The following is a 22,896-nucleotide window of genomic DNA, read 5'->3' on the forward strand; positions in this document are numbered from 1 at the left end:
ATTGAGCGCTTCCCAGCGGCGAAAGCCGTAACCGCGCAAGGCGGTTCGCAAGTGGTGTCCGGATCTGCTTTACCCTATCGAAGAAGACGCCTATGGCGTCTTTTTTCGTTTTCGCCCCTAGCGTTTGGTGGAGCTCGGTTGACGCATGTAGACCTTACCGCACAGCAAGATAAATCCGATCTTGCCCATCAGCCTCGGCGGCTGCCCGGTCTGGTGATAAGCACTCTCAACCACTAGATTGAGTTCTTGCGGCTTATCCTTTGCAGCTCGACGTATTTCAAAGAATACGTGGTAAGGCCCGGCCGGGTCCTGAATGGTCATAGAGAGGGCCCAATTGCGCCGCGCCGCAGTCTCACGGACCCTCGACTGGGGGTGGTTCAAACCCCGAATTACTGTAGGCAGTTCCAACGACAGCCGATAACGGATCGCACAGAAAGTGCGCGGGCGTCCAGCACTGTCCAAAATGATTGGTTCCCCTTCCGGATGAGTCTGCGCGTCATGGCCCTTGCTGAAACAGTGGCTCGAAAAGGTGATATGTACACGCAAATCACGCTTGGCCAACTGACTCACTATCGTGAATTTGAATGGTTCAAGGTGAACAAAATCGTAAGTCTGATTGTTAATGGTCAGTACTGGAAAATAGGCGGTCACTTCGGTCTCCATTCCGCCGACCTCGAATCACGGCCCGACGTCACGAGAAAGCATCAATGATCGACAAAAGACCGCCGCGGTGTATGTCAGACGCTTCCGAAAATGATGTCCACCAATCAACCTGAAAGAGATTTACGTACCGTGGAATCTGAAGAAATGCAAAAAAGCCGCGCAATAGCGCGGCTTTTCGTTATCTGCAATTCCCCCCTTTCTCAGGGCAACGCATACGCAATCACATAATCCCCCCGATCCGACGACTGCCGCGCGCCACCTACCGTGAGCAAAATGTACTGCTTACCGGTTTTCGGCGAGACGTACGTCATCGGCCCCGACTGACTCCCCACTGGCAAACGCGACTTCCAGATCTCATTACCATTGCCGGTATCGAAAGCACGCAGATAGAAATCCTGAGTCCCGGCGAAGAACAGCAGCCCTGACTGAGTCGCCAGCGAAGCACCCAGGGTCGGCATGCCAATCGGGATCTGCAAGTGCATGCGGATGCCCAGCGGGCCAGTGTCTTGCACGGTGCCGACCGGAACCTGCCACATCAGTTTGTGAGTCTTGAGGTCGATGGCAGACATGGTGCCGAACGGTGGTTTCTGGCACGGAATACCCGCCGCCGAGAGGAAACGTTCGCGCATGGCGCCGAACGGTGTGCCTTCCTGTGGCACGACGCCCATTTCGATACCGCTGGCCCCGGCGGCGATTTTGTTGCGCGGGATCATGTAGTTGGCCAGGCCCAGGCGCATGTCGTTGACGAACATGTAATTGGTGTTCGGATCAACCGAGACGCTGCCCCAGTTCATGCCGCCCAGGGAGCCCGGAAATTGCAACGCGCGATCAAGGCCCGGCGGCGTGTAGACACCTTCGTGGCGCATGCCCTTGAACTGGATGCGGCACATCAACTGGTCGAACGGCGTGGCGCCCCACATGTCAGATTCGGTCAGGGTTTTGTTGCCGATTGATGGCATGTCCACCGAGAACGGCTGGGTTGGCGAGTAGCGTTCGCCGGGCACGTTGCCTTGCGGCACCGGGCGTTCTTCAACGCGGGCTATTGGCACACCGGTTTCGCGGTTGAGCAGGAAGATCTCGCCCTGTTTGGTGACCTGCGCCAAGGCTGGCTGGGTGCCGCCCTTGTCGTCCGGCACATCGTAGAGCAGCGGTTGCGCCGGCAGGTCAAAGTCCCAGAGGTCGTGGTGAGTGGTCTGGAAGTGCCAGCGCACCTGACCGGTTTTCACATCGATGGCAACGATGGACGAGTTCCACTTGTCATCGAAGGCCGTGCGTTGGCCGCCGAAGAAGTCCGGTGTTGCGTTGCCAGTCGGCAGGTAAACAAGACCGAGTTTGGCGTCGTAGGACATGGCCGACCAGACGTTCGGCGTACCACGGGTGTAAGTTTCGCCAGCCGGAGGGCGTTTGGTGGTGTTTGGGTTGCCCGGATCCCACGCCCACACCAGCTCGCCGCTGCGCACGTCGTAGGCGCGGACCACGCCCGGTGGTTCGCCGGTGGAATAGTTATCGGCCACACGGCCACCGACGATCACCACGTTACCGGCAACCAACGGCGTCGAGGTTTGCTGGTAGTAACCCGGTTTCACTTCACCCATGTCGGTTTTCAGGTCGACGGTGCCTTTGTCGCCAAAGTCTTCACACGACTTGCCGGTGTCGGCGTTGATAGCGATCAGGCGAGCATCGCCGGTCGGCAGAAACAGACGTTTCGCACAGGCAGTTGGCGAGTTGTCCGAAGACGCAGGCGTCTCGGAATAGCCCAGACCACGGCAGCGCTGCCAATTCGGCGCGGTGCCTTGGGGGTCGAACTTCCAGCGCTGGGTCCCGGTGTCGGCGTCCAGGGCGAAGACTTTGCCGTAAGCGGTGCAGGTGTAGACCGTGTCACCGATTTGCAATGGCGTGTTCTGGTCTTCAGCACCCGCACCGGTGCTTTGCGGGATATCGCCGGTATGGAAGGTCCAGGCCACCTGCAACTTGTCGATGTTGCCTTTGTTGATCTGGTCCAGCGCCGCGAAACGATTGCCGGCGGTGGTGTTGCCCCAGTGAGCCCAGTCTTTCTGCTCAGTACCCGGTTTGACCGGCGTTACTGCGGGTGCGCTGCTGGCTTTCACTACATGGGTCGGCACAAACATGTAGGCCAGCGTCGCGACGACGCCAATGCCAAGAATGCCAGCCAAGCCGTAAGCGCTACGCCCTGCCGTTGCTCCGGACGTGCGCACCAGCGTCGGATAAATCAGCGCGACGGCCAGGCCAATCACGGCGAACGTCAGTACACGCGAAACCAGTGGCCAGTATTCGAAACCGCTGTCCCACACCGCCCAGATCGCCGTCAGGATCAGCGCCAGGCCGTACAACCACGCACCTTGCGGCTTGCGCCGGGCAATCATCAGCCCGGAAACCAGCATCGCCAGGCCCATCAGCAGGAAGTACCAACTCCCGCCCAAAGCAACCAGGTAGCCACCGCCACCCGCCAGGCCAAGTCCGATCAACGCGATCAGGACACCCAGCCCCATCAGCAACCATTTGCTGCCGGCGGCAGCCCCAGAATTATTCATGTCGGAAGTTTTCCCCATTTGTGACAAGGGCGAAATGATGTACTACCTAGTTACTTATGGCAATTTGTCGCAGGCAAAATGTTCTGAACGGTACAAAACAAGGATCAAATAACCGCTACGAGCGCTGTGTGGGATGTGTCTGTAACATGCTGCCCATTGATGCATGCCGCTGGAGAAGCCCTTTGTCTGACACCCGTCCACCCGTGCTCGACGAAATCGACCGCCAATTGATCGCGGCTTTGCAAATCAACGCCCGCGAAAGCGTAGCCATGCTCGCCCGGCAACTGGGTATTGCGCGCACAACAGTAACTTCGCGGTTGTCGCGGTTGGAAAAAGCCAAGGTGATCACCGGTTACGGCGTGCGCCTCGGGCAGCGTGTGGTCGATGGCGGGTTGCAGGCGTATGTCGGGATTACCGTGCAACCGCGTTCCGGCAAAGAGGTGTTGCGCCGGCTGAGTGCCATGGCTCAGGTTCAGCAGTTGTGTGCGGTGAGTGGCGAATTTGATTATGTGGCGTGGTTACGCACGGACTCGCCGGAGCAGCTGGATCAGTTGCTGGATCAGATTGGCAGCGTGGATGGGGTGGAGAAGACGACGACTTCGATCATCCTGAGTAGCAAGATTGATCGGGGGCAGCCGGTTTAGACACTGTCCATGTGGGAGCGGGCTTGCTCGCGAATGCGGCGCATCAGTCACCATTGCAGTTGGCTGACCCACCGCATTCGCGAGCAAGCCCGCTCCCACAATGGACAGTGTGTAGCTTTATATCGTCATATTGATCAATTAACTGGCAAAACGACGACACATTGCGTCTTATTAACGTGTTCTACGCTCTCTAGAATGGCTGCCATCTTTTCCTATACTCAGACGCGCATTCCGCGTCGGGTCGCCAGCAAGGTCAGCCATGAACAAGAACAATCGCCATCCTGCAGACGGTAAGAAACCAGTCACCATTTTCGGCCCGGACTTTCCTTTCGCCTTCGACGACTGGATCGAGCACCCGGCCGGCCTGGGCAGCATTCCTGAGCACAACCACGGTGCCGAAGTGGCGATTGTCGGCGCAGGCATCGCCGGTTTGGTGGCGGCCTACGAGTTGATGAAGCTGGGCCTCAAACCCGTCGTCTACGAAGCCTCGAAGATGGGCGGTCGTCTGCGCTCTCAGGCGTTCAACGGGACCGATGGAATCGTCGCCGAATTGGGTGGAATGCGCTTCCCGGTATCGTCTACCGCGTTCTATCACTACGTCGACAAACTCGGCCTGCAGACCAAGCCTTTTCCGAACCCGCTGACGCCCGCGTCGGGCAGCACGGTGATCGACATCGAAGGCAAAACCCATTACGCACAGAAACTGGCGGATCTTCCTGCACTGTTCCAGGAAGTGGCTGACGCCTGGGCGGATGCACTGGAAGCCGGTTCGCAGTTCGCCGATATCCAGCAAGCGATCCGTGACCGTGACGTGCCGCGCCTCAAAGAATTGTGGAACACCCTGGTTCCGCTGTGGGACGACCGCACCTTCTACGACTTCGTCGCCACCTCCAAAGCCTTTGCCAAGCTGTCGTTCCATCACCGCGAAGTATTTGGCCAGGTTGGTTTCGGCACTGGCGGCTGGGACTCTGACTTCCCGAACTCGATGCTGGAAATTTTCCGGGTGGTGATGACCAATTGCGATGATCACCAGCACCTGGTCGTCGGCGGCGTCGAGCAAGTCCCGCAAGGCATCTGGCGCCATGTACCAGAACGCTGCGTACACTGGCCCGAAGGCACCAGCCTCAAGTCTTTGCATCGAGGCGCGCCGCGCTCCGGGGTTAAAAAAATCGCCCACGCCGCTGACGGCCGTTTTGCGGTCACCGACAACAACGGCGACACCCGCGAATACGCCGCCGTACTGACCACTTGCCAAAGTTGGCTGCTGACCACCCAGATCGAATGCGATGAAACTCTGTTCTCGCAAAAGATGTGGATGGCCCTCGACCGCACTCGCTATATGCAATCGTCCAAAACCTTCGTGATGGTCGACCGCCCATTCTGGAAGGACAAGGACCCGGAAACCGGCCGCGACCTGATGAGCATGACCCTCACCGATCGCCTGACCCGTGGTACTTACCTGTTCGACAACGGCGACGACAAGCCGGGCGTGATTTGCCTGTCGTATTCGTGGATGAGCGACGCGTTGAAAATGCTGCCGCACCCGGTGGAAAAACGCGTGAAGCTGGCGCTGGATTCGTTGAAGAAGATCTACCCGAAAGTCGACATCGCCGCGCGGATCATTGGCGATCCGATCACCGTGTCCTGGGAAGCCGACCCGCATTTCCTCGGCGCCTTCAAAGGCGCCCTGCCCGGCCACTATCGCTACAACCAGCGCATGTATGCGCACTTTATGCAGGACGAGATGCCCGCCGAGCAGCGCGGAATTTTCATCGCCGGCGACGACGTTTCGTGGACGCCGGCCTGGGTTGAAGGCGCGGTGCAGACCTCGCTCAACGCGGTGTGGGGCATCATGAAACACTTCGGCGGTGAAACTCACGCCGAGAACCCGGGTCCAGGAGATGTGTTCAACGAGATCGGTCCGATCGCCCTGCCCGAGTAAGAGGAATCCGAAATGCGCGTAGCCCTTTACCAATGTCCACCGCTGCCCCTGGACGTCGCCGGCAATCTGCAACGCCTGCATCAACTGGCGCTGGAGGCCAAAGGCGCCGACTTGCTGGTGGTGCCGGAGATGTTCCTGACTGGCTACAACATCGGCGTCGATGCGGTCAGCGTCCTCGCCGAGGTGCATAACGGTGAATCGGCGCAACAGATTGCGCGCATTGCCAAGACTGCCGGGATCGCCATTCTGTATGGCTACCCCGAGCGCACCGAAGACGGCCAGATCTACAACTCGGTGCAGTTGATCGATGCGAATGGCGAACGCCTGTGCAACTACCGCAAGACGCACCTGTTCGGTGATCTTGATCACTCGATGTTCAGCGCTGGCGGGGATGATTTCCCGCTAGTTGAGCTCAATGGCTGGAAGCTCGGCTTTCTGATCTGCTACGACATGGAGTTCCCGGAGAACGCCCGGCGCCTGGCCCTGGCCGGCGCCGAGCTGATTCTGGTGCCGACGGCGAACATGATTCCCTTCGATTTCGTCGCCGATGTCACCGTCCGCGCCCGGGCCTTCGAAAACCAGTGTTATGTGGCTTACGCCAACTACTGCGGCCAGGAAGGCGAAATCCACTATTGCGGTCAAAGCAGCATCGCCGCACCGGATGGCAGCCGCATCGCGCAGGCGGGCCTGGATGAAGCGCTGATTGTCGGTGAGCTGGATCGGCAGTTGATGGTCGATTCTCGCGCAGCCAATCGCTACCTGATTGACCGCAGGCCTGAGCTTTACGGCGCGCTGAACAAGCGCTGAGTCCCTGTTATCCGCTAGCATTAGCGCTTCTCTGTACTGGAAGTGCTCATGCCTGCGCTGAATCATCCCCGCCCCCACACTGAAACCCTGGCCAACGGCCTGCGGGTGACGCTGCGTCATGCCCCCGATTTGAAACGCAGTGCCGCCGCGTTGCGAGTGGCTGCCGGCAGTCATGATGTACCTCTGGCATGGCCCGGACTGGCGCATTTTCTTGAGCATCTGCTGTTTCTCGGGACCGAGCGTTTTCCTACCGGGCAAGGGCTGATGGCCTACGTACAGGGTCATGGTGGGCAGGTGAATGCGCGCACCAGCGAGCGCACCACTGACTTCTTCTTTGAATTGCCACCTCAGACTTTCGCCGGTGGGCTGGAGCGTCTGTCAGACATGCTCGCTCACCCGCGTATGAATCTGGACGATCAGTTGCGGGAACGGGAGGTGTTGCAGGCTGAATTTGTGGCCTGGTCCCAGGATGCCGCGGCGCAGCAGCAAATTGCGCTGTTCGATGGACTATCCAAGGCTCACCCGCTAAGGGGGTTCCACGCCGGCAATCGCGAGAGTCTGCCGGTGCCGCAACCTGAATTTCAGCAGGCGTTGAAAGACTTCTATCAGCGGTTTTATCAAACCGGGCAGATGACCTTGAGCCTGGCGGGCCCGCAAAGTCTGGATGAGCTGAGGGCGATGGCTCAGGTGTTTTCCACTGCCATCGCTTCGGCGGAAAAAGTCCCTCAGGCAATGCCCACGACCTTGATGGATTCTTCCGACAAGAGTTATCAACAGGTCGGAGAACGGCGGCTGGATCTGCTGTTCACTTTCGAAGCGCTATCCGACTCGTCACCCGAAGCCTTGGCGTTCCTGTGCCACTGGCTGAACGCCGCGAAACCCGGTGGTCTTCTGGTCAAACTGCAAGACAGCGGTTTGGCGGATAGCCTGAAAGCCATTCCGCTGTATCAGTTCGCCGGGCAAGCCTTGCTGCACATCAAGTTCACCCTGCCTGCCGATGCAACGCCAACAGCAATCCGCGAACAACTGATGGATTGGCTCGGGTTCTTTGCCTCCCAGCAAGACTGGAGCGAATTACGTGATGAGTACGGCGCCCTGCTGCTACGCCAACAACTAGTCAGCAGCGCCGTGCAACTGGCCCAACGTGACGCCGAACTGCTTGAAACCGGGTTATCCGAACAAGGCGTCACAGCTCTCAAAGAAGTCCTGCAACAAATCGGCGCTGTGGATAACTTCAGGGGCGAATGGCAGATGCCTGCGCCTAACCCGTTTTTGCGTTCCGAGGCGCCCGCCGCCAATGCCGGATTGATTCGTGGCCAGACCAGCGCCCACCGTGGCCTGCGTACCTTTGCCCAGGATCGCTCTCGCGGTCGTCGTGAACGTTCGTCGATGCAATTCAGCATCGCGCTGCCGGGCAACACCGATGAAGGCGCGATTTACCTGCGCTGGCGCCTGGATTCGGCGCCGGATGGCCGGCTGCAGTCGAGCCTGGAAAACCATCTCCAGCCATTGCGCGAAGATGCTCGTCAGGCCGGTGTGGACTTTTCCTTCAGCGCAGCGGGCAATGAGTGGCTTCTGAAGATGACCGGTCTGCAAGAGCCGATGCCGACCGTTCTCGAACACGCGCTGACCGCTCTGACAAAACTTGATGCTGATTTCCCACAGGCAGAACCGAAAAGCCCTGCATTGATACCGATTCGGCAGCTACTCAAAGTGCTGCCTGAGCGTTGTCTAGAAAACTCCGCCGTTTCAGCCGACCTGCCACAGCTCTGGTCGAATGCTCGTTGGGATGGTCTGGCCGTCGGTCTGTCCGCCCAGACCCAAGCGGCCATGGGTATTGCGCTGAGTCGTATTCCCGGTGTTGCGGACAATCAACTGACACCGCCGCCCTCAATCAACTCACAGCATGTGTGGAACAGCGTCGACACCGGCTCCAGCGAACACGCGCTGCTGCTGTTCTGTCCGACCGCTACTCAGGAAATCTCCGACGAGGCTGAGTGGCGTCTGCTCGCCCATTTAATCCAGACACCGTTCTACCAGCGCCTGCGGGTCGAGCTACAACTGGGTTATGCGGTGTTCAGCGGACTACGCCAGATAAACGGCCAGACCGGGTTGCTGTTTGGCGTGCAATCACCGAGCGTTGCCGCCGTGGATTTGCTGGAACACATCCAGCACTTCCTCAACAAATTGGGCGAGCTGATTCAAGGCCTCGACGACGAGACTTACCTCGCACAGCGCCAAGCCCTCGCTGATCAATTCGACAACCACGCCTTGCCCAACGTCCAGGCCGCCGAACTGCTCTGGCAGGCCAAACTCGCCGGCCACTCGTCGGATTACCTGACGCAACGTCCTGAAGCAATTTTAAAGATCGACCGCCAAGCACTGCTCGTCGCCGCCCGACGCCTGAACAACGCCGAAGGTGGCTGGCGCTGTCTGGCCAGTGATGCGTGCCCGGGTGCGCCCTGGCAAGTGGCAAAATGATCATTACCGACGCTGCAATTAGCTTTCTCAAAGTTTCACGGGCAACGGCTCTGTAATTTTGAGTAACATAGCCACCTAACTATCTGAACATCTCCGGCTGGAGGTGGACTATATGTATAGGTCTCAACTGTCCCATCCACCTGAAAGGAGCACTCTTATGTCCTGGTCCAAACCTGCTTACACCGACCTGCGTATCGGCTTTGAAGTCACCATGTACTTCGCAAGCCGCTAAGTTTGTCTTGTCGTACAGCGCCTCGGTCTGCCGGGGCGTTTTTATTTTCAGTGTTCAAAATGATGGAGCGGCCATGTTTGTCCAGATTCTAGGTTCCGCCGCCGGCGGTGGTTTCCCGCAGTGGAATTGCAACTGCGTGAACTGCGCAGGCTTTCGCGACGGCAGCCTGAATGCCAAGGCGCGCACCCAGTCGTCCATCGCGATTTCCGATGACGGCGTGAACTGGGTGCTGTGCAACGCTTCGCCGGACATCCGCGCCCAGCTCCAGAGCTTCACCCCGATGCAACCGGGCCGCGCCCTGCGGGATACCGGGATCAGCGCGATCATCCTGATGGACAGCCAGATCGACCACACCACCGGCCTGCTCAGCCTGCGTGAAGGTTGCCCGCATCAGGTCTGGTGCACCGACATGGTCCACGAAGACCTGAGCACCGGTTTTCCGCTGTTCACCATGCTGACCCACTGGAACGGCGGGCTGAACTGGAACCGCATCGAACTCGACCAGAGTTTCAGCATCCCGGCCTGCCCGAACCTGCGCTTCACCCCGCTGCCCCTGCGCAGTGCTGCGCCGCCTTACTCGCCACACCGCTTCGACCCGCACCCGGGCGACAACATCGGCCTGATCGTCGAAGACCTGAGCACCGGCGGTAAACTGTTTTACGCACCGGGCCTGGGCAAGGTCGACGCGCCGCTGCTGGAGATCATGGCCAGCAGCGATTGCCTGTTGGTGGACGGCACGATGTGGGATGACGACGAGATGCAGCGTCGTGGCGTCGGCACCCGCACCGGTCGGGAGATGGGCCACCTGGCGCAGAACGGCCCCGGCGGCATGCTGGAAGTGCTGGAACAACTGCCCGAGCAGCGCAAAGTACTTATCCACATCAACAACACCAATCCGATTCTTGATGAGAATTCGCCGGAGCGGGCGGAGCTGGTTCGGCGCAATGTTGAGGTGGCGTATGACGGCATGGGTATTGTGTTGTAGCTAATGGCCCCTTCGCGGGCAAGCCTCGCTCCTACATTTGGAACGCATTCCCCTGTAGGAGCGAGGCTTGCCCGCGAAGCTTCAGATCAGACACCAAAGAATTAACCGGTCGTACCCGGAGAACCGAAATGACTGACACCGCAATGTCCCCCGCCGAGTTCGAAGCCGCCTTGCGGGCCAAGGGCGCCTATTACCACATCTACCACCCGTACCACGTGGCGATGTACGAAGGCCGGGCGACCCGCGAGCAGATCCAGGGTTGGGTTGCCAACCGCTTCTACTATCAGGTGAACATCCCCCTGAAAGACGCCGCGATCCTCGCCAACTGCCCGGACCGCGAGATCCGTCGCGAATGGATTCAACGCCTGCTGGACCATGACGGCGCCCCCGGCGAAGACGGTGGCATCGAAGCCTGGCTGCGCCTGGGCCAAGCCGTTGGCCTCGACCCGGATCAGTTGCGCTCCCAGGAACTGGTGCTGCCCGGCGTACGTTTCGCCGTAGACGCCTACGTCAATTTCGCCCGCCGGGCCAGTTGGCAGGAAGCCGCCAGCAGCTCGCTGACAGAACTGTTCGCACCGCAAATCCACCAATCGCGCCTCGACAGCTGGCCGCAGCATTACCCGTGGATCGACCCGGCTGGCTACGAGTATTTCCGCACGCGCCTGGGTCAAGCCCGCCGCGATGTCGAACACGGGCTGGCGATCACCTTGCAGCACTACACGACGCGGGAAGGCCAGGAGCGCATGCTGGAAATTCTCCAGTTCAAACTGGACATTCTTTGGAGCATGCTCGATGCCATGACCATGGCCTACGAGCTGAATCGCCCGCCGTATCACAGCGTGACCGAGCAACGGGTCTGGCATAAAGGAATCACCTTATGAGTTTCGATCGCAGCAAAACCCCAACCTGGCGTACCGGCTACCGTTACCAGTACGAGCCGGCGCAAAAAGGCCATGTGCTGCTGTACCCGGAAGGCATGATCAAACTCAATGAAAGCGCCGCGCTGATCGGTGGTTTGATCGACGGTCAACGTGATGTCGCGGCAATCATCGCCGCACTCGACGCGCAATTTCCTGGCGTGCCCGAGCTCGCTGAAGACATCGAGCAATTCATGGAGGTCGCCCGTGCTCAGCACTGGATCGAACTTGCCTGATTCTGTGTCGGACAAGTTACCGCCCACGTTACCGCCAAAACCCGAAATCGGCCTGCCGCTGTGGCTACTGGCCGAACTGACCTACCGCTGCCCGCTGCAATGCCCGTACTGCTCCAATCCGCTGGATTTCGCCGAGCAGGGTAAAGAGCTCAGCACCGAGCAGTGGATCAAGGTGTTCCGCGAAGCGCGGGAGATGGGCGCGGCGCAACTGGGGTTTTCCGGCGGCGAACCGTTGGTGCGCCAGGACCTCGCCGAGCTGATTGCCGAGGCACGCAAGTTGGGCTTCTACACCAACCTGATCACCTCCGGCATCGGCCTCACCGAGCAGAAAATCAGCGACTTCAAGAAGGCTGGCCTGGACCATATCCAGATCAGTTTCCAGGCCAGTGACGAACAGGTGAACAACCTGCTGGCCGGCTCGAAAAAAGCCTTCGCCCAGAAGCTGGAAATGGCCCGCGCAGTGAAGGCCCACGGTTATCCGATGGTGCTGAATTTCGTGACCCATCGGCACAACATCGACAAGATCGACCGGATTATCGAGCTGTGCATCGCCCTTGAGGCAGACTTCGTCGAGCTCGCGACTTGCCAGTTCTACGGTTGGGCACAGCTCAATCGGGTTGGCCTGTTGCCGACCAAGGAACAACTGGTGCGCGCCGAACGCGTCACCAATGAATACCGCGCCAAACTGGAAGCCGAAGGGCATCCGTGCAAGCTGATTTTCGTCACCCCGGACTACTACGAAGAACGCCCGAAAGCCTGCATGAACGGCTGGGGCAGTATTTTTCTGACAGTCACACCGGACGGAACAGCCCTGCCCTGTCACGGCGCCCGACAGATGCCGGTACAGTTTCCCAACGTGCGCGACCACAGCATGCAGCACATCTGGTACGACTCGTTCGGCTTCAACCGCTTTCGCGGTTACGACTGGATGCCTGAGCCGTGCCGCTCCTGCGATGAAAAAGAGAAGGACTTCGGTGGCTGTCGCTGCCAGGCGTTCATGCTCACGGGTGACGCCAGCAATGCCGACCCGGTGTGCAGTAAATCGGAACATCACGGCGTGATTCTCCAGGCCCGCGAAGAAGCCGAGCACGCGACCCAAACCATTGAACAACTGGCCTTTCGCAATGAACGAAACTCACGCCTCATCGCCAAAAGCTGAACCCTTCAGCGCCATCAGGGCCGTCGCGGCCGGCATCGACTTTGCCGAGTTGCTGGTCGGCCGTCATGGCGTGTTCTGGAACGAATACCGTCCCGAGGACGCCGCTTGCCGGATCTGGCATTGGCACGACGGCCAGGCCACGTGCCTGACGCCGCCGGGGTTCAGTGCGCGCAGCCGCGTGTACGAATATGGCGGCGGGGCGTTTTGTCTGACGGATGACGGGATTGTTTTCGTCAACGAGGCGGATCAACAGCTGTATCGGCAATCGCTGAAAGGCGAGACGCCTGAAGTGCTGACGTCGAGTGGCTACCGTTACGGTGATCTGCAGTTTGCGAATGGTCAGGTGCTGGCGGTTGAAGAAAACCGTGATCAGCATCGGCTAGTGGCCATTGATCTGGCGGACGGCGCGCGGCATTTACTGGCCGAAGGCGCGGACTTCTACGCCGCACCGACGCTCAGTCCGGATGCCCGACGCCTGGCCTGGATCGAGTGGAGCCGGCCAGATCAACCGTGGACCGCGACCCGCTTGATGATTGCCGAGCGCCAGAACGAGGGTGGTTTTGGGCAACCCCGCTGCGTAGCGGGCGATAGAGCTCAAGAATCGCTGCAACAGCCTCGTTTCGACGACGGTGGTCGCTTGTATTGCCTGACGGATCGCGGCGGCTTTTGGCAACCGTGGGTGGAATCAGCTGAAGGATTGAGCCCGCTGACCAGTGCTGCGGCTGATCACGGCCCAGCGCCATGGCAACTCGGTGGCAGTACCTGGTTGCCGCTTGGCGCAAACCGCTATTTGGCGAGCTGGACCGAAGGTGGATTTGGTCGTCTGGGTCTTTGCGGCGACACACCTGAGGACTTCACCGGGGATTACAGCCGTTTCCGAAGTCTCGCACTGGATGAACAGTTTATTTACGGCATCGCAGGCTCGCCGGTCAGTTCCTCGGCGGTGATTGCCATTGACCGCAATACGCGACAGGTCAAGGTACTGGCTGGAGGCATCGCACCGTTGCCCGCCGAACAGATCAGCCGTCCGCAGACCCTGCGCTACCCCAGCGGCTCGGGCGAAGCCCATGGCTTCTTTTACCCGGCGATGACTGGTGAGGCGAAACCGCCGCTGGTGGTGTTCATCCACGGCGGACCGACCTCGGCTTGCTACCCGATGCTCGACCCGCGCATCCAGTATTGGGCGCAACGGGGCTTCGCCGTGGCCGACCTCAACTACCGCGGCAGCAGCGGTTATGGTCGGGATTATCGCCAGGCGCTGCACTTGAGCTGGGGCGATGTGGATGTCGAAGATGCCTGTGCCGTGGTCGATTATCTCGCCGAGAGTGGATTGATCGACGGCGACAAGGCCTTCATTCGCGGCGGCAGCGCCGGCGGGTACACGACTCTTTGCGCATTGGCCTTTCACAAGGTCTTCCGCGCCGGGGCCAGCCTGTATGGCGTCAGTGATCCGGTTGCACTGGCCAGGGCAACGCACAAATTTGAAGGCGATTATCTGGATTGGTTGATCGGCGATCCCGAGCAGGACGCCGAACGTTACGCCGCCCGAACACCGTTATTGCACGCGAGCAACATCTCGGTGCCGGTGATTTTCTTTCAGGGCGAGCTGGATGCCGTGGTGGTGCCGCAGCAAACCCGCGACATGGTCACGGCGCTGGAAGACAACGGCATTCTGGTTGAAGCCCACTACTACGCGGACGAGCGTCATGGGTTTCGCAAGGCGGGTAACCAGGCGCATGCGCTGGAGCAGGAGTGGTTGTTTTATCGGCGGGTGATGGAATTGACGGACTGAAGGCGGCGTCAGGCGCATGAATAGCGGGGCGCCCTTCGCGAGCAAGCTCGCTCCCACATTTATCGCAATCCTCTGTAGGAGCGAGGCTTGCCCGCGAAAGCGATCTACCTGACGCCGCGAAACTCAGCGCTTGGCAATGATGTACACCGCATGCACGATCCCCGGAATGTAACCGCACAGCGTCAGCAGAATATTCAGCCAGAACGCCCCGGCAAAACCGACTTGCAGAAACACACCCAGGGGCGGCAACAGAATGGCGATGATGATTCGAATAAAGTCCATGGGTCAGCTCCTGATTGATGTTGGCTCGCACGAGCCACACAACCAATCGACCCGTGCCATTCGTCAGGGTTCAGTCCGAGTCGCGGGTTGATGCCCGTATCCCGATGAATCCAGAGACAAAAAAACGCCCCACACCAAAAGAATCAGGAATGGGGCGATGCGTTATTACCGCGAGACGGTTCGGGAATTCGTGTAGGACGGCTCTGATCAGACGGCAATCCCTTTGCGGCATTGCAGTTGCGCGGTGCGCACGCGGGAAAATGCGCGGGCCAGGCGCAGGAGCATCTCGTCGATGTTGGCCTTACTGACGGTGAGGGCTGGGGTGAAGCGCAGGCAGTCGGGTTGCGGGGCGTTGAGCAGCAAGCCTTCGTGGAATGCGGCTTTGACGACCGCTGCTGCTGAATCTTCGGACAGGGTTAGTCCCCAGAGCAGCCCTTGTCCGCGCAGTTCGCCGTGTCCGTAGCGATGGGCCAGGCGCCTCAGGCCTTCGCCAAGGTAGTGCCCAGTTTGCTGCACATGATCAAGAAACCCTTTGTCCTGCACACTATCGAGCACAGCCAGGCCGGCAGCGGTCATCAGTGCATTGCCGTGATGGGTACCGGTCATTTCACCGACGTCGAAGCAGCACGCCTCGCCCCGGGCCAGTAACGCTGCCAGCGGCACGCCACCGCCCAGGCCTTTGCCAAGTACGACGATATCGGCCCGCACACCGTAGGATTGTTCCGCGAGCAAGCTGCCGCAGCGGCCGATCCCGGTTTGGACTTCATCGAGGATCAGCAGGATGCCCAACTCGCGACACAAGCGCTCGACACCCTTAAGGTAATGCTCGTCGGCCGGGATCACCCCGGCATCGCTCTGGATTGGCTCAAGCATGATCGCCACGGTCCGGGCGTCCACGGCCGCGTGCAAGGCAGGCAGGTCATTGAAGGGAATATGACTGAACCCCGGCAACTGCGGCTCGAATCGGTTGGTCAGCGTCGAACTGTCCGACGCCGAAATCGTCCCGAGACTACGGCCATGGCAACCCTGGTTGGCCACGATGATCCGCGAAGCCCCACCGCGATGCAGTTGACCCCACTTGCGGGCCAGTTTGATCGCCGCCTCACAGGCTTCACTGCCACTGTTGAGCAGGTAGGCCTTGTCGCTGCCGGTACTGGCGCAGAGGCGTTCGGCAAGGTTGAGCATGCCGTGGTTATGCAAGCCGAAGCCGGGGTTGATCAACGCCCGGGCCTGATCGGAAATCGCGTTAACCAATACTGAAGGACTGTGGCCCAGGCTGTTGGCCCCACCACCCTGGGTGAAATCCAGATAAGCGCGGTCATCGTTGTCCCACAGCCATGAGCCCTGGCCTCGCACAAAAATCTGCGATGGACGCTCGACACTGGGCATCAGGCACTCGCTGGAAAGGTTGTCACTGCGAGACGGCAATGAAGCATCCATGACCAAGTCATCAAGGCTGGGTGAATTGCGCCGCAGACTAAACAGATTCATCCCAAAAAACCTCGTTTGAGGTTTTTTGTCTTTCCTATGTAAACACCACCAAGGTAAACGGTATTCATCGCGCTTTCCGGCCCTGTAAGCCTTGTGAATGCGGTTAGACTAGGCGCACGCACGGCACTGAGCCATTTCGATTTCACAGCATTTTCGATAAGTATTACTTATGGATTTCAAGCAACTGCGTTATTTCGTCGCGGTCTACGAAGAGGGCCATGTGGGCCGGGCCGCGGAGCGACTATCCATCTCCCAGCCGGCGCTTTCACAACAGATCCGTCACCTCGAACAGAACCTTGATGTGAGCCTGTTCGAACGCAGTAGCAAACGCTTGTTGCCGACCCTGGCGGCTCACACGTTGTACAACCACGCACTGCCGCTGCTCGATGGCTTGCAACGGGCACGGGAAGCGCTGGGCAACTTCAAGGGGCAGGCGCTGCGGACCCTGGCCATCGGCGTGTTGCAGACCGTCCACACCAGCCTGGTGCCGCAGATGCTTGAAAGGGTGCGCAAGGCGCAACCGCATCTGGTGGTGCAAATTTATGAATTGACCGGCCTGGAGATCGAACGGCGTTTGCTCAACGGTTCTCTGGACATCGGCATCAGCTACCTGCCACCCCGCCAGCCGGGGCTGCATGGCGTGATGCTGTACGAAGATGAACTGACCCTCGTCATCCCGGCGGATCATCCACTGCGAGAATTCAAGAAAGTCTCCATGAGTCAGGCTGCGGAATTGCCGATGTTGCTATTGGGCGAAGAATTCCAGCTGCGGCAGATCTGGCAAGCGCAACTGGCCAGCCTGGGACGACGGCCGCAGGTACAGGCTGAATTGAATAATATGGCGGGGATTCTCGACAGTTTGCCCCACACCCGGTTGGCCACGGTCCTGCCGGGGCGCTCGCAAAAGGCTCATGGCAACCATGAACTGCTGTGGAAACCGCTGACCGAGCCGCGCGTGCCGCTGAAAGTCGGGTTGGTGTGTCGAGATGTGCAACGGCAGCAAGCCTCGATGGCCTTGTTGCAGACGTTGCTGGAGGAAGTGCTGAATGGACCCGATGACCGTTTGAAAGGCCCGGCAACAATGGTTTGAGCACTTTTCTGCAGGCAAAAGAAAACCCCGCCGAAGCGGGGCTTTGCAGACTGTTTCCCTGACATCCATTTCACTCCGCCGTCCTGGCAGAATCCTACGTGTCCGTGTTGTTGCTTTGCGCTTCCTGCGCGACGTCCATGTGAAGTAGATTAGCTCTGGATCCAATCCGCGCATATGGGAAAACAGCAGTACGTCATGTAAGAGAATGCTTACATGACGTAACAGGGTCAGAACTGCGATGCGTCCAGCAGGAACAGCGATTCGCTACCGGCCTTAACCGACGCGCTCAACGAGTGAATACGCGGCAACAGACGGGCGAAATAGAACCGCGCGGTGCCGAGTTTGCTCGCGTAGAAATCGTCCTGCGCCTCTTTGCCGAAGGCTGCCTTGGCCATCAATGCCCACATGTAGGCATAGGAAACGTATCCAAATACTTGCAGATATTCGACCGACGCCGCACCGATTTCATTCGGGTTGTTTTTCGCCCGATCCAGCAGCCACGAAGTCAGCTCATCGAGGGTGGTCACTGCGTCGTTCAGCGGTTTGGTGAACTCCGCCAAGTCAGCGCTGGCCGTCGCGGTGAAGTGACGAATCTCGTCGGCGAACAGGTTGTAGAACGCCCCGCCGCTGCCGACGATCTTGCGTCCTACGAGGTCCAGCGCCTGAATGCCGTTGGTACCTTCGTAGATCTGGGTGATGCGCACATCGCGAACCAGTTGCTCCTGGCCCCACTCACGGATGTAACCGTGGCCACCGAACACCTGCTGGCCGTGAACGGTGGTTTCCAGACCCAGATCGGTCAGGAATGCCTTGGCCACTGGCGTCAGCAGCGCAACCAGATCTTCCGCACGCTTGCGCGTGATCGCGTCTTCGCTGAACTTGGCGGTGTCGAGTTGCATCGCCACGTACGTCGAGAAGGCACGGCCGCCTTCGTTCGAAGCTTTCATGGTCAGCAGCATGCGACGCACGTCCGGGTGGACGATGATCGGGTCAGCGACTTTGTCTTTGTTCTGCGCGCCAGTCGGCGAACGGCTTTGCAGGCGATCGCGGGCGTATTCAACGGCGTTCTGGTAGGAGCGTTCGCCGGTGGCCAGGCCTTGAATACCAACGCCCAAACGCTCGTAGTTCATCATGGTGAACATCGCCGCCAGGCCTTTGTTCGGCTCGCCGACCAGGTAACCCACGGCTTCGTCGAAGTTCATCACGCAGGTCGCGGACGCCTGGATGCCCATTTTGTGTTCGATCGAGCCGCAGTTGGCCGGGTTACGCGCGCCCAGGCTGCCATCGGCATTGACCATGAACTTCGGCACCAGGAACAGCGAAATGCCTTTCGGACCGGCCGGCGCGTCCGGCAGCTTGGCCAGCACCAGATGAATGATGTTTTCGGTCAGGTCGTGTTCGCCGCCGGTGATGAAGATCTTGGTGCCGCTGACTTTGTAGGAACCGTCGGCCTGAGGTTCGGCCTTGGTGCGGATGATCCCCAGGTCTGTACCGGCGTGCGGCTCGGTCAGGCACATGGAGCCGGCCCAGACGCCGGCGTACATGTTCGGCAGATACGCGGCTTTCAGCTCGTCGCTGGCGTGAGCGTTGATCGACAGGCAGGCACCGGCCGTCAGCATCGGATACAGGCCAAACGACAGGCTCGCGGAGTTGACCATTTCTTCAACCTGAGCCGAAACAGCCTTGGGCATGCCCATGCCGCCGTAGGCCGGGTCGCCACCGACACCCACCCAACCGCCTTCAGCGTACGTCTGATAAGCCTGTGGGAAACCTGCCGGCGTGGTGACGGCACCGTCCACCCAATGGCAACCTTCTTCGTCAGCTGCACGGCTCAGGGGCGCGATGCTTTTGCTGGTGACCTTGCCGGCTTCTTCGAGAATGGCTTCGACTGTTTCGGCATCGACGGTATCGGCCAGCGCCGGCAGCTCGGCCCAGAGTTTGGCGACCTCGAAAACTTCATTGAGGACGAAGCGCATATCGCGCAGGGGCGCTTTGTAGTCAGCCATGGCAAACCTCGCAGGATCTAAACGGGTGATTCGTAGGAATGGTGTTTTCGTTGGGGTCGAGTGTAACCCAACAACTTTTACGACACATAGGGTCAGCTCATGACTGATTTGTAATGTTTAGTCATTGCAATTGTGTGTCTGCCGAAACGCATTCGCGGGCAAGCCTCGCTCCTACAGGTCCATGTCGGTAACGCCATGTGCGTACGACACCGACTTGTAGGAGCGAGGCTTGCCCGCGAAGCTCTTAAATACAATTAAAGCGCAAACAACTCCGCCGGCAACTTCATCAAGCACTCACTCCCCGCCTCGATCGCCGCCCGATGAGCGGCTGTACGTGGCAGCAATCGCTTGAAATAAAACTCGCAGGTCGCCAGCTTGCCCTGGCAATAATCGGCATCGCCGCTGCCTGCGTCGAGTTGCGCCTGAGCCACCAGTGCCATACGCAGCCACAGGTAGCCGAGGATGATGTAACCGCTGTACATCAAGTAATCCACCGACGCCGCGCCGACCTCATCCGGATTTTTCATCGCGGCCATGCCGATCTTGGTAGTCACGTCGCCCCACTGCTGATTCAAACCATTGAGCTGAGCGACAAAGCTGCCGAGTTGTGGATGCTCGGCATTTGCAGCGCAGAACTTGTGAACGATTTTGGTAAAGCCACGCAACAATTTGCCCTGGCTGCCAAGGACTTTGCGCCCCAGCAGGTCCAGCGCCTGAATGCCGTTAGTGCCTTCGTAGATCGGCGCAATCCGACAGTCGCGCACCAACTGCTCCATGCCCCACTCGCGGATGAATCCGTGACCGCCAAATACCTGCATGCCATGGTTGGTCACTTCCAGCCCGGTGTCGGTCATGAACGCTTTGCAGATCGGCGTCAGGAACGCTAACAAGTCCTCGGCCTCCTGGCGCGCCGTTGCGTCCGCGCTCAGATGCGCAACATCCAGCAACTGCGCGGTGAAATAAGTCAGCGCCCGATTGCCTTCGTTGAAGGCTTTCATGGTCAGCAACATCCGGCGCACGTCGGGATGCACGATGATCGGGTCGGCGACTTTTTCCGGCGCTTTGGGACCGGTCAGCGAACGCATTTGCAAACGATCATTCGCGTATTTGATCGCGCCCTGGAAGCTCGCCTCACCCAGACACAAGCCCTGCATGCCGGTGCCCAGGCGCGCATGGTTCATCATGGTGAACATGCAATTGAGGCCCTTGTTGGCTTCCCCGATCAGGAAGCCCTTGGCCTCATCAAAGTTGAGCACGCAGGTGGCCGAGGCCTTGATGCCCATTTTGTGTTCGATGGAGCCACAGGACACGCCATTGCGCTCGCCCGCTTCACCTTCGGCATCGGGCAGGAATTTAGGCACGATAAACAGTGAAATGCCCTTGGTCCCGGCCGGGGCATCCGGCAGTTTGGCCAGCACCAAATGAATGATGTTGTCGCTCATGTCGTGTTCGCCGGCCGAGATGAAAATCTTGCTGCCGGAGATCGCGTAGCTGCCGTCGGCCTGGGGCACAGCGCGGGTCTTGATGATGCCCAGGTCGGTGCCGCAATGGGCTTCGGTCAGGCACATGGTGCCGGTCCATTGGCCGGCGGTGAGTTTGCTCAGGTAGGTCTGTTTTTGCGTTTCGGTGCCGTGGGCGTGAATCGCCGACATCGCCCCATGGGTCAGACCGGGGTACATGCCCCAAGAGGTGTTGCTGGAGGCAATCATCTCGCTGATGACCAGTCCCAGCGAAAGAGGCAAACCCTGGCCGCCATACACCGGATCAGCCGCCAGGCCATGCCAGCCGCCCTCCACATATTGTGCGAAGGCTTGCTTGAAACCTGTAGGCGTTGTCACCACGCCGTTGTCGAAATGGCAGCCCTCTTCGTCACCGCTGCGATTCAGCGGTGAGAGAACGTTCTCACAGAATTTGGCGCCTTCTTCGAGGATCGCATTGACCATGTCCGGGCTGGCGTCGGTCGCCCCCAGTGCGGCGTAGTTGCTGTGAAAGTCGAAGACGTGATCGATCAGGAAGCGCATGTCGCGCAGGGGAGCTTTGTACTCAGGCATGGTCGTTTCTCCGGCAGCAGATTGCTCAAACCTACTGCCGCGCACCACGCCTCACAATCACAGTCCAGACGCTGAATGCGCCGTCATCACTCAACCTGCAGCGGCGTCCATGCGCACCGCGCCACGGCGGCTTTGACCGAAGGCGACTACGCAGTTGCGCCCGGCGCCCTTGGCGCTGTAGAGCGCCTCGTCGGCGGACTTGAGCACTTGTTCCGGCGTGCGCTGCTCCAGGCGTTCGGCGACGCCGATACTGACCGTGACGGACACGCTGGAAGCGCCGGAACCGGCCCGGCGCTGGCGACCTTGCTGGTCGTCTTGAGGGCGGTCCGGGTTGCGCAATTGAATGTTGTAGGACGCAATCGATTCGCGGATGACTTCCAGGTGTGGCATGCACTCTTCAAGCGTCTTGCCCGCAAACACCAGGGCGAATTCCTCACCACCGTAGCGATACGCCCTACCGCCACCGCTGATTTTCGACAGCTTGCTGGCAACCAGTCGCAGCACCTGATCGCCGACATCATGACCGTGGGTGTCGTTGAATTTCTTGAAGTGATCGACGTCGCTCATGGCCAGCACGTAATTGCGCCCCAGCCGCTGCATGCGTTCGTTCAAAGCACGGCGGCCCGGCAAACCGGTGAGTTCGTCGCGGAAAGCCATTTGATAGGCTTCGTGGGCAACGGCTGCGGCAATCATCAGCATCACCTGGCTGCACATGATGTTCAGGGTGAACGGCAGGATGAAGGTTTTCGGCAACATCCAGAACAGTCCCAGCAAACCCACCAGTTGCGCGGCGTGCAAGGGTCTCGGGTTGCGCCAGTATTGCCACGCCAGCAGTACAAACGAAGCGATAAACACCGGGTAGGACAACTGGATCAGGCTCATCCACGCGCCATGCAACGCAGGCCAGCGGATCTCCGACAGCCACATCAGCAGCGCCTGTGGGTAACTTTGTTCAAGGCCCAGCGCAACACTGCCGAACGCCAGCAACACGGCAAAGCGCGCCACCATGTCTTGAAACAAGTGAGTGCGTTCCTGCCACGCCGCGAACAGGCCGAACAACAACGGCAGCAGCAGACAGCAGAGGTGAAACACCACCGCAGCGTCTTCGCGCACTTTGCCGTTGTCACGGTAATAGTCGGTCTGGGTATCGAGCAGGAAGTAGGCGATGTACACGGTGACCATCAGAAACAGTTCGCGCTGGCGTCGGTAAACCGCGCAGTAAGCACCGCCGAGCAACAGCACCAGGGTGGGCAGCACGTTGAACAGCGAGGTGAAGAAGACGTTGAGATCCTTGATGTACGCAGCCGAAAGCCCAGCAAGCAACAGCAGTAATGAGGGCAAAAAATGACTGAAACGTACAGCGGAAGAACGCGGCAAGGGTAAAGCTCCGACCCGGCATAACAATTGATGGCATTGTGCCTGCAATGCGCACGATTAAGCACACGAAATGTGATGCAGGTCACGTGAACGTCTCTTTAACGGCACAAATGCTGACTTTCTTAGGGGGCTATCGAGGTTTTTTAATGGGAGTCAAACCTGTGGCGAGGGAGCTTGCTCCCGCTCGGC

The 22,896-nt window shown here is 59.4% G+C and carries 18 protein-coding genes; 11 read left to right on the forward strand and 7 right to left on the reverse strand.

Going from position 1 to position 22,896, the window contains the following annotated elements:
- Positions 1-117: 117 nt before the first annotated feature.
- Both ACWIKB_RS00270 and ACWIKB_RS00275 read right to left on the reverse strand, forming a co-directional pair.
- A complete protein-coding gene (locus ACWIKB_RS00270) occupies positions 118-663 on the reverse strand; it encodes a hypothetical protein (protein WP_475264853.1) in 546 nt (181 codons plus the stop codon).
- A gap of 200 nt (positions 664-863) precedes the next feature.
- Positions 864-3,215, reverse strand: coding sequence for a glucose/quinate/shikimate family membrane-bound PQQ-dependent dehydrogenase (locus ACWIKB_RS00275; RefSeq protein ID WP_475264854.1), 2,352 nt, complete (start codon positions 3,213-3,215; stop codon positions 864-866).
- Between the two features lie 182 nt (positions 3,216-3,397).
- Here ACWIKB_RS00275 and ACWIKB_RS00280 point away from each other — a divergent pair, with 182 nt between their 5' ends.
- The 10 genes from ACWIKB_RS00280 to ACWIKB_RS00325 all read left to right on the forward strand — a co-directional run bounded on the left by ACWIKB_RS00280 (position 3,398) and on the right by ACWIKB_RS00325 (position 14,410).
- Entirely contained in the window at positions 3,398-3,859 is a 462-nt protein-coding gene (locus tag ACWIKB_RS00280; RefSeq protein ID WP_475264855.1) for an Lrp/AsnC family transcriptional regulator, read from the forward strand.
- Positions 3,860-4,118: 259 nt separating this feature from the next.
- A complete protein-coding gene (locus ACWIKB_RS00285; RefSeq protein WP_401326162.1) occupies positions 4,119-5,801 on the forward strand; it encodes a flavin monoamine oxidase family protein in 1,683 nt (560 codons plus the stop codon).
- A 12-nt stretch (positions 5,802-5,813) separates the two neighbouring features.
- Positions 5,814-6,608 carry a carbon-nitrogen hydrolase family protein gene (locus tag ACWIKB_RS00290; protein WP_475264856.1) on the forward strand — a complete coding sequence of 265 codons (795 nt, stop codon included), beginning with the start codon at positions 5,814-5,816 and terminating at the stop codon, positions 6,606-6,608.
- A gap of 48 nt (positions 6,609-6,656) precedes the next feature.
- Positions 6,657-9,089 (forward strand): pyrroloquinoline quinone biosynthesis protein PqqF, encoded by a 2,433-nt coding sequence (pqqF, locus tag ACWIKB_RS00295; RefSeq protein WP_475264857.1) that lies wholly within the window; start codon positions 6,657-6,659, stop codon positions 9,087-9,089.
- 157 nt (positions 9,090-9,246) lie between these two features.
- On the forward strand, positions 9,247-9,321 hold the full coding sequence (gene pqqA, locus ACWIKB_RS00300; RefSeq protein WP_009045898.1) for a pyrroloquinoline quinone precursor peptide PqqA: 75 nt from the start codon (positions 9,247-9,249) through the stop codon (positions 9,319-9,321).
- Positions 9,322-9,394: 73 nt separating this feature from the next.
- Positions 9,395-10,306: a pyrroloquinoline quinone biosynthesis protein PqqB gene (gene pqqB / locus ACWIKB_RS00305; protein ID WP_054044159.1), complete on the forward strand. Its 912-nt coding sequence runs from the start codon at positions 9,395-9,397 to the stop codon at positions 10,304-10,306.
- A gap of 128 nt (positions 10,307-10,434) precedes the next feature.
- Positions 10,435-11,187: a pyrroloquinoline-quinone synthase PqqC gene (pqqC, locus tag ACWIKB_RS00310; RefSeq protein WP_475264858.1), complete on the forward strand. Its 753-nt coding sequence runs from the start codon at positions 10,435-10,437 to the stop codon at positions 11,185-11,187.
- Positions 11,184-11,459, forward strand: coding sequence for a pyrroloquinoline quinone biosynthesis peptide chaperone PqqD (gene pqqD, locus ACWIKB_RS00315; protein WP_475264859.1), 276 nt, complete (start codon positions 11,184-11,186; stop codon positions 11,457-11,459). The genes pqqC and pqqD overlap by 4 nt, the downstream gene beginning before the upstream one ends.
- A 4-nt stretch (positions 11,460-11,463) precedes the next feature.
- Positions 11,464-12,618: a pyrroloquinoline quinone biosynthesis protein PqqE gene (gene pqqE, locus ACWIKB_RS00320; protein ID WP_475265378.1), complete on the forward strand. Its 1,155-nt coding sequence runs from the start codon at positions 11,464-11,466 to the stop codon at positions 12,616-12,618.
- Positions 12,584-14,410 (forward strand): S9 family peptidase, encoded by a 1,827-nt coding sequence (locus ACWIKB_RS00325; protein WP_475264860.1) that lies wholly within the window; start codon positions 12,584-12,586, stop codon positions 14,408-14,410. The genes pqqE and ACWIKB_RS00325 overlap by 35 nt, the downstream gene beginning before the upstream one ends.
- 123 nt (positions 14,411-14,533) lie before the next feature.
- Here the strand turns inward: ACWIKB_RS00325 and ACWIKB_RS00330 are convergent, their stop codons facing one another.
- Both ACWIKB_RS00330 and ACWIKB_RS00335 read right to left on the reverse strand, forming a co-directional pair.
- Positions 14,534-14,692: a YqaE/Pmp3 family membrane protein gene (locus tag ACWIKB_RS00330; RefSeq protein ID WP_007904205.1), complete on the reverse strand. Its 159-nt coding sequence runs from the start codon at positions 14,690-14,692 to the stop codon at positions 14,534-14,536.
- A 207-nt stretch (positions 14,693-14,899) separates the two neighbouring features.
- On the reverse strand, positions 14,900-16,183 hold the full coding sequence (locus tag ACWIKB_RS00335) for an aspartate aminotransferase family protein (RefSeq protein WP_475264861.1): 1,284 nt from the start codon (positions 16,181-16,183) through the stop codon (positions 14,900-14,902).
- A 169-nt stretch (positions 16,184-16,352) separates the two neighbouring features.
- Here ACWIKB_RS00335 and ACWIKB_RS00340 point away from each other — a divergent pair, with 169 nt between their 5' ends.
- A complete protein-coding gene (locus tag ACWIKB_RS00340; RefSeq protein ID WP_475264862.1) occupies positions 16,353-17,273 on the forward strand; it encodes a LysR family transcriptional regulator in 921 nt (306 codons plus the stop codon).
- A 227-nt stretch (positions 17,274-17,500) separates the two neighbouring features.
- On the opposite strand, the gene ACWIKB_RS00345 is transcribed toward ACWIKB_RS00340, so the two are convergent.
- The 3 genes from ACWIKB_RS00345 to ACWIKB_RS00355 form a co-directional block, all read right to left on the reverse strand.
- Entirely contained in the window at positions 17,501-19,279 is a 1,779-nt protein-coding gene (locus ACWIKB_RS00345) for an acyl-CoA dehydrogenase C-terminal domain-containing protein (RefSeq protein ID WP_475264863.1), read from the reverse strand.
- 254 nt (positions 19,280-19,533) lie between these two features.
- Positions 19,534-21,330, reverse strand: a complete 1,797-nt coding sequence (locus ACWIKB_RS00350; RefSeq protein WP_475264864.1) for an acyl-CoA dehydrogenase C-terminal domain-containing protein — start codon at positions 21,328-21,330, stop codon at positions 19,534-19,536.
- Positions 21,331-21,420: 90 nt separating this feature from the next.
- A complete protein-coding gene (locus ACWIKB_RS00355; protein ID WP_475264865.1) occupies positions 21,421-22,707 on the reverse strand; it encodes a GGDEF domain-containing protein in 1,287 nt (428 codons plus the stop codon).
- Between the last annotated feature and the right edge of the window lie 189 nt (positions 22,708-22,896).

The sequence above is a fragment of the Pseudomonas sp. 5Vm1k genome, assembly GCF_056161485.1.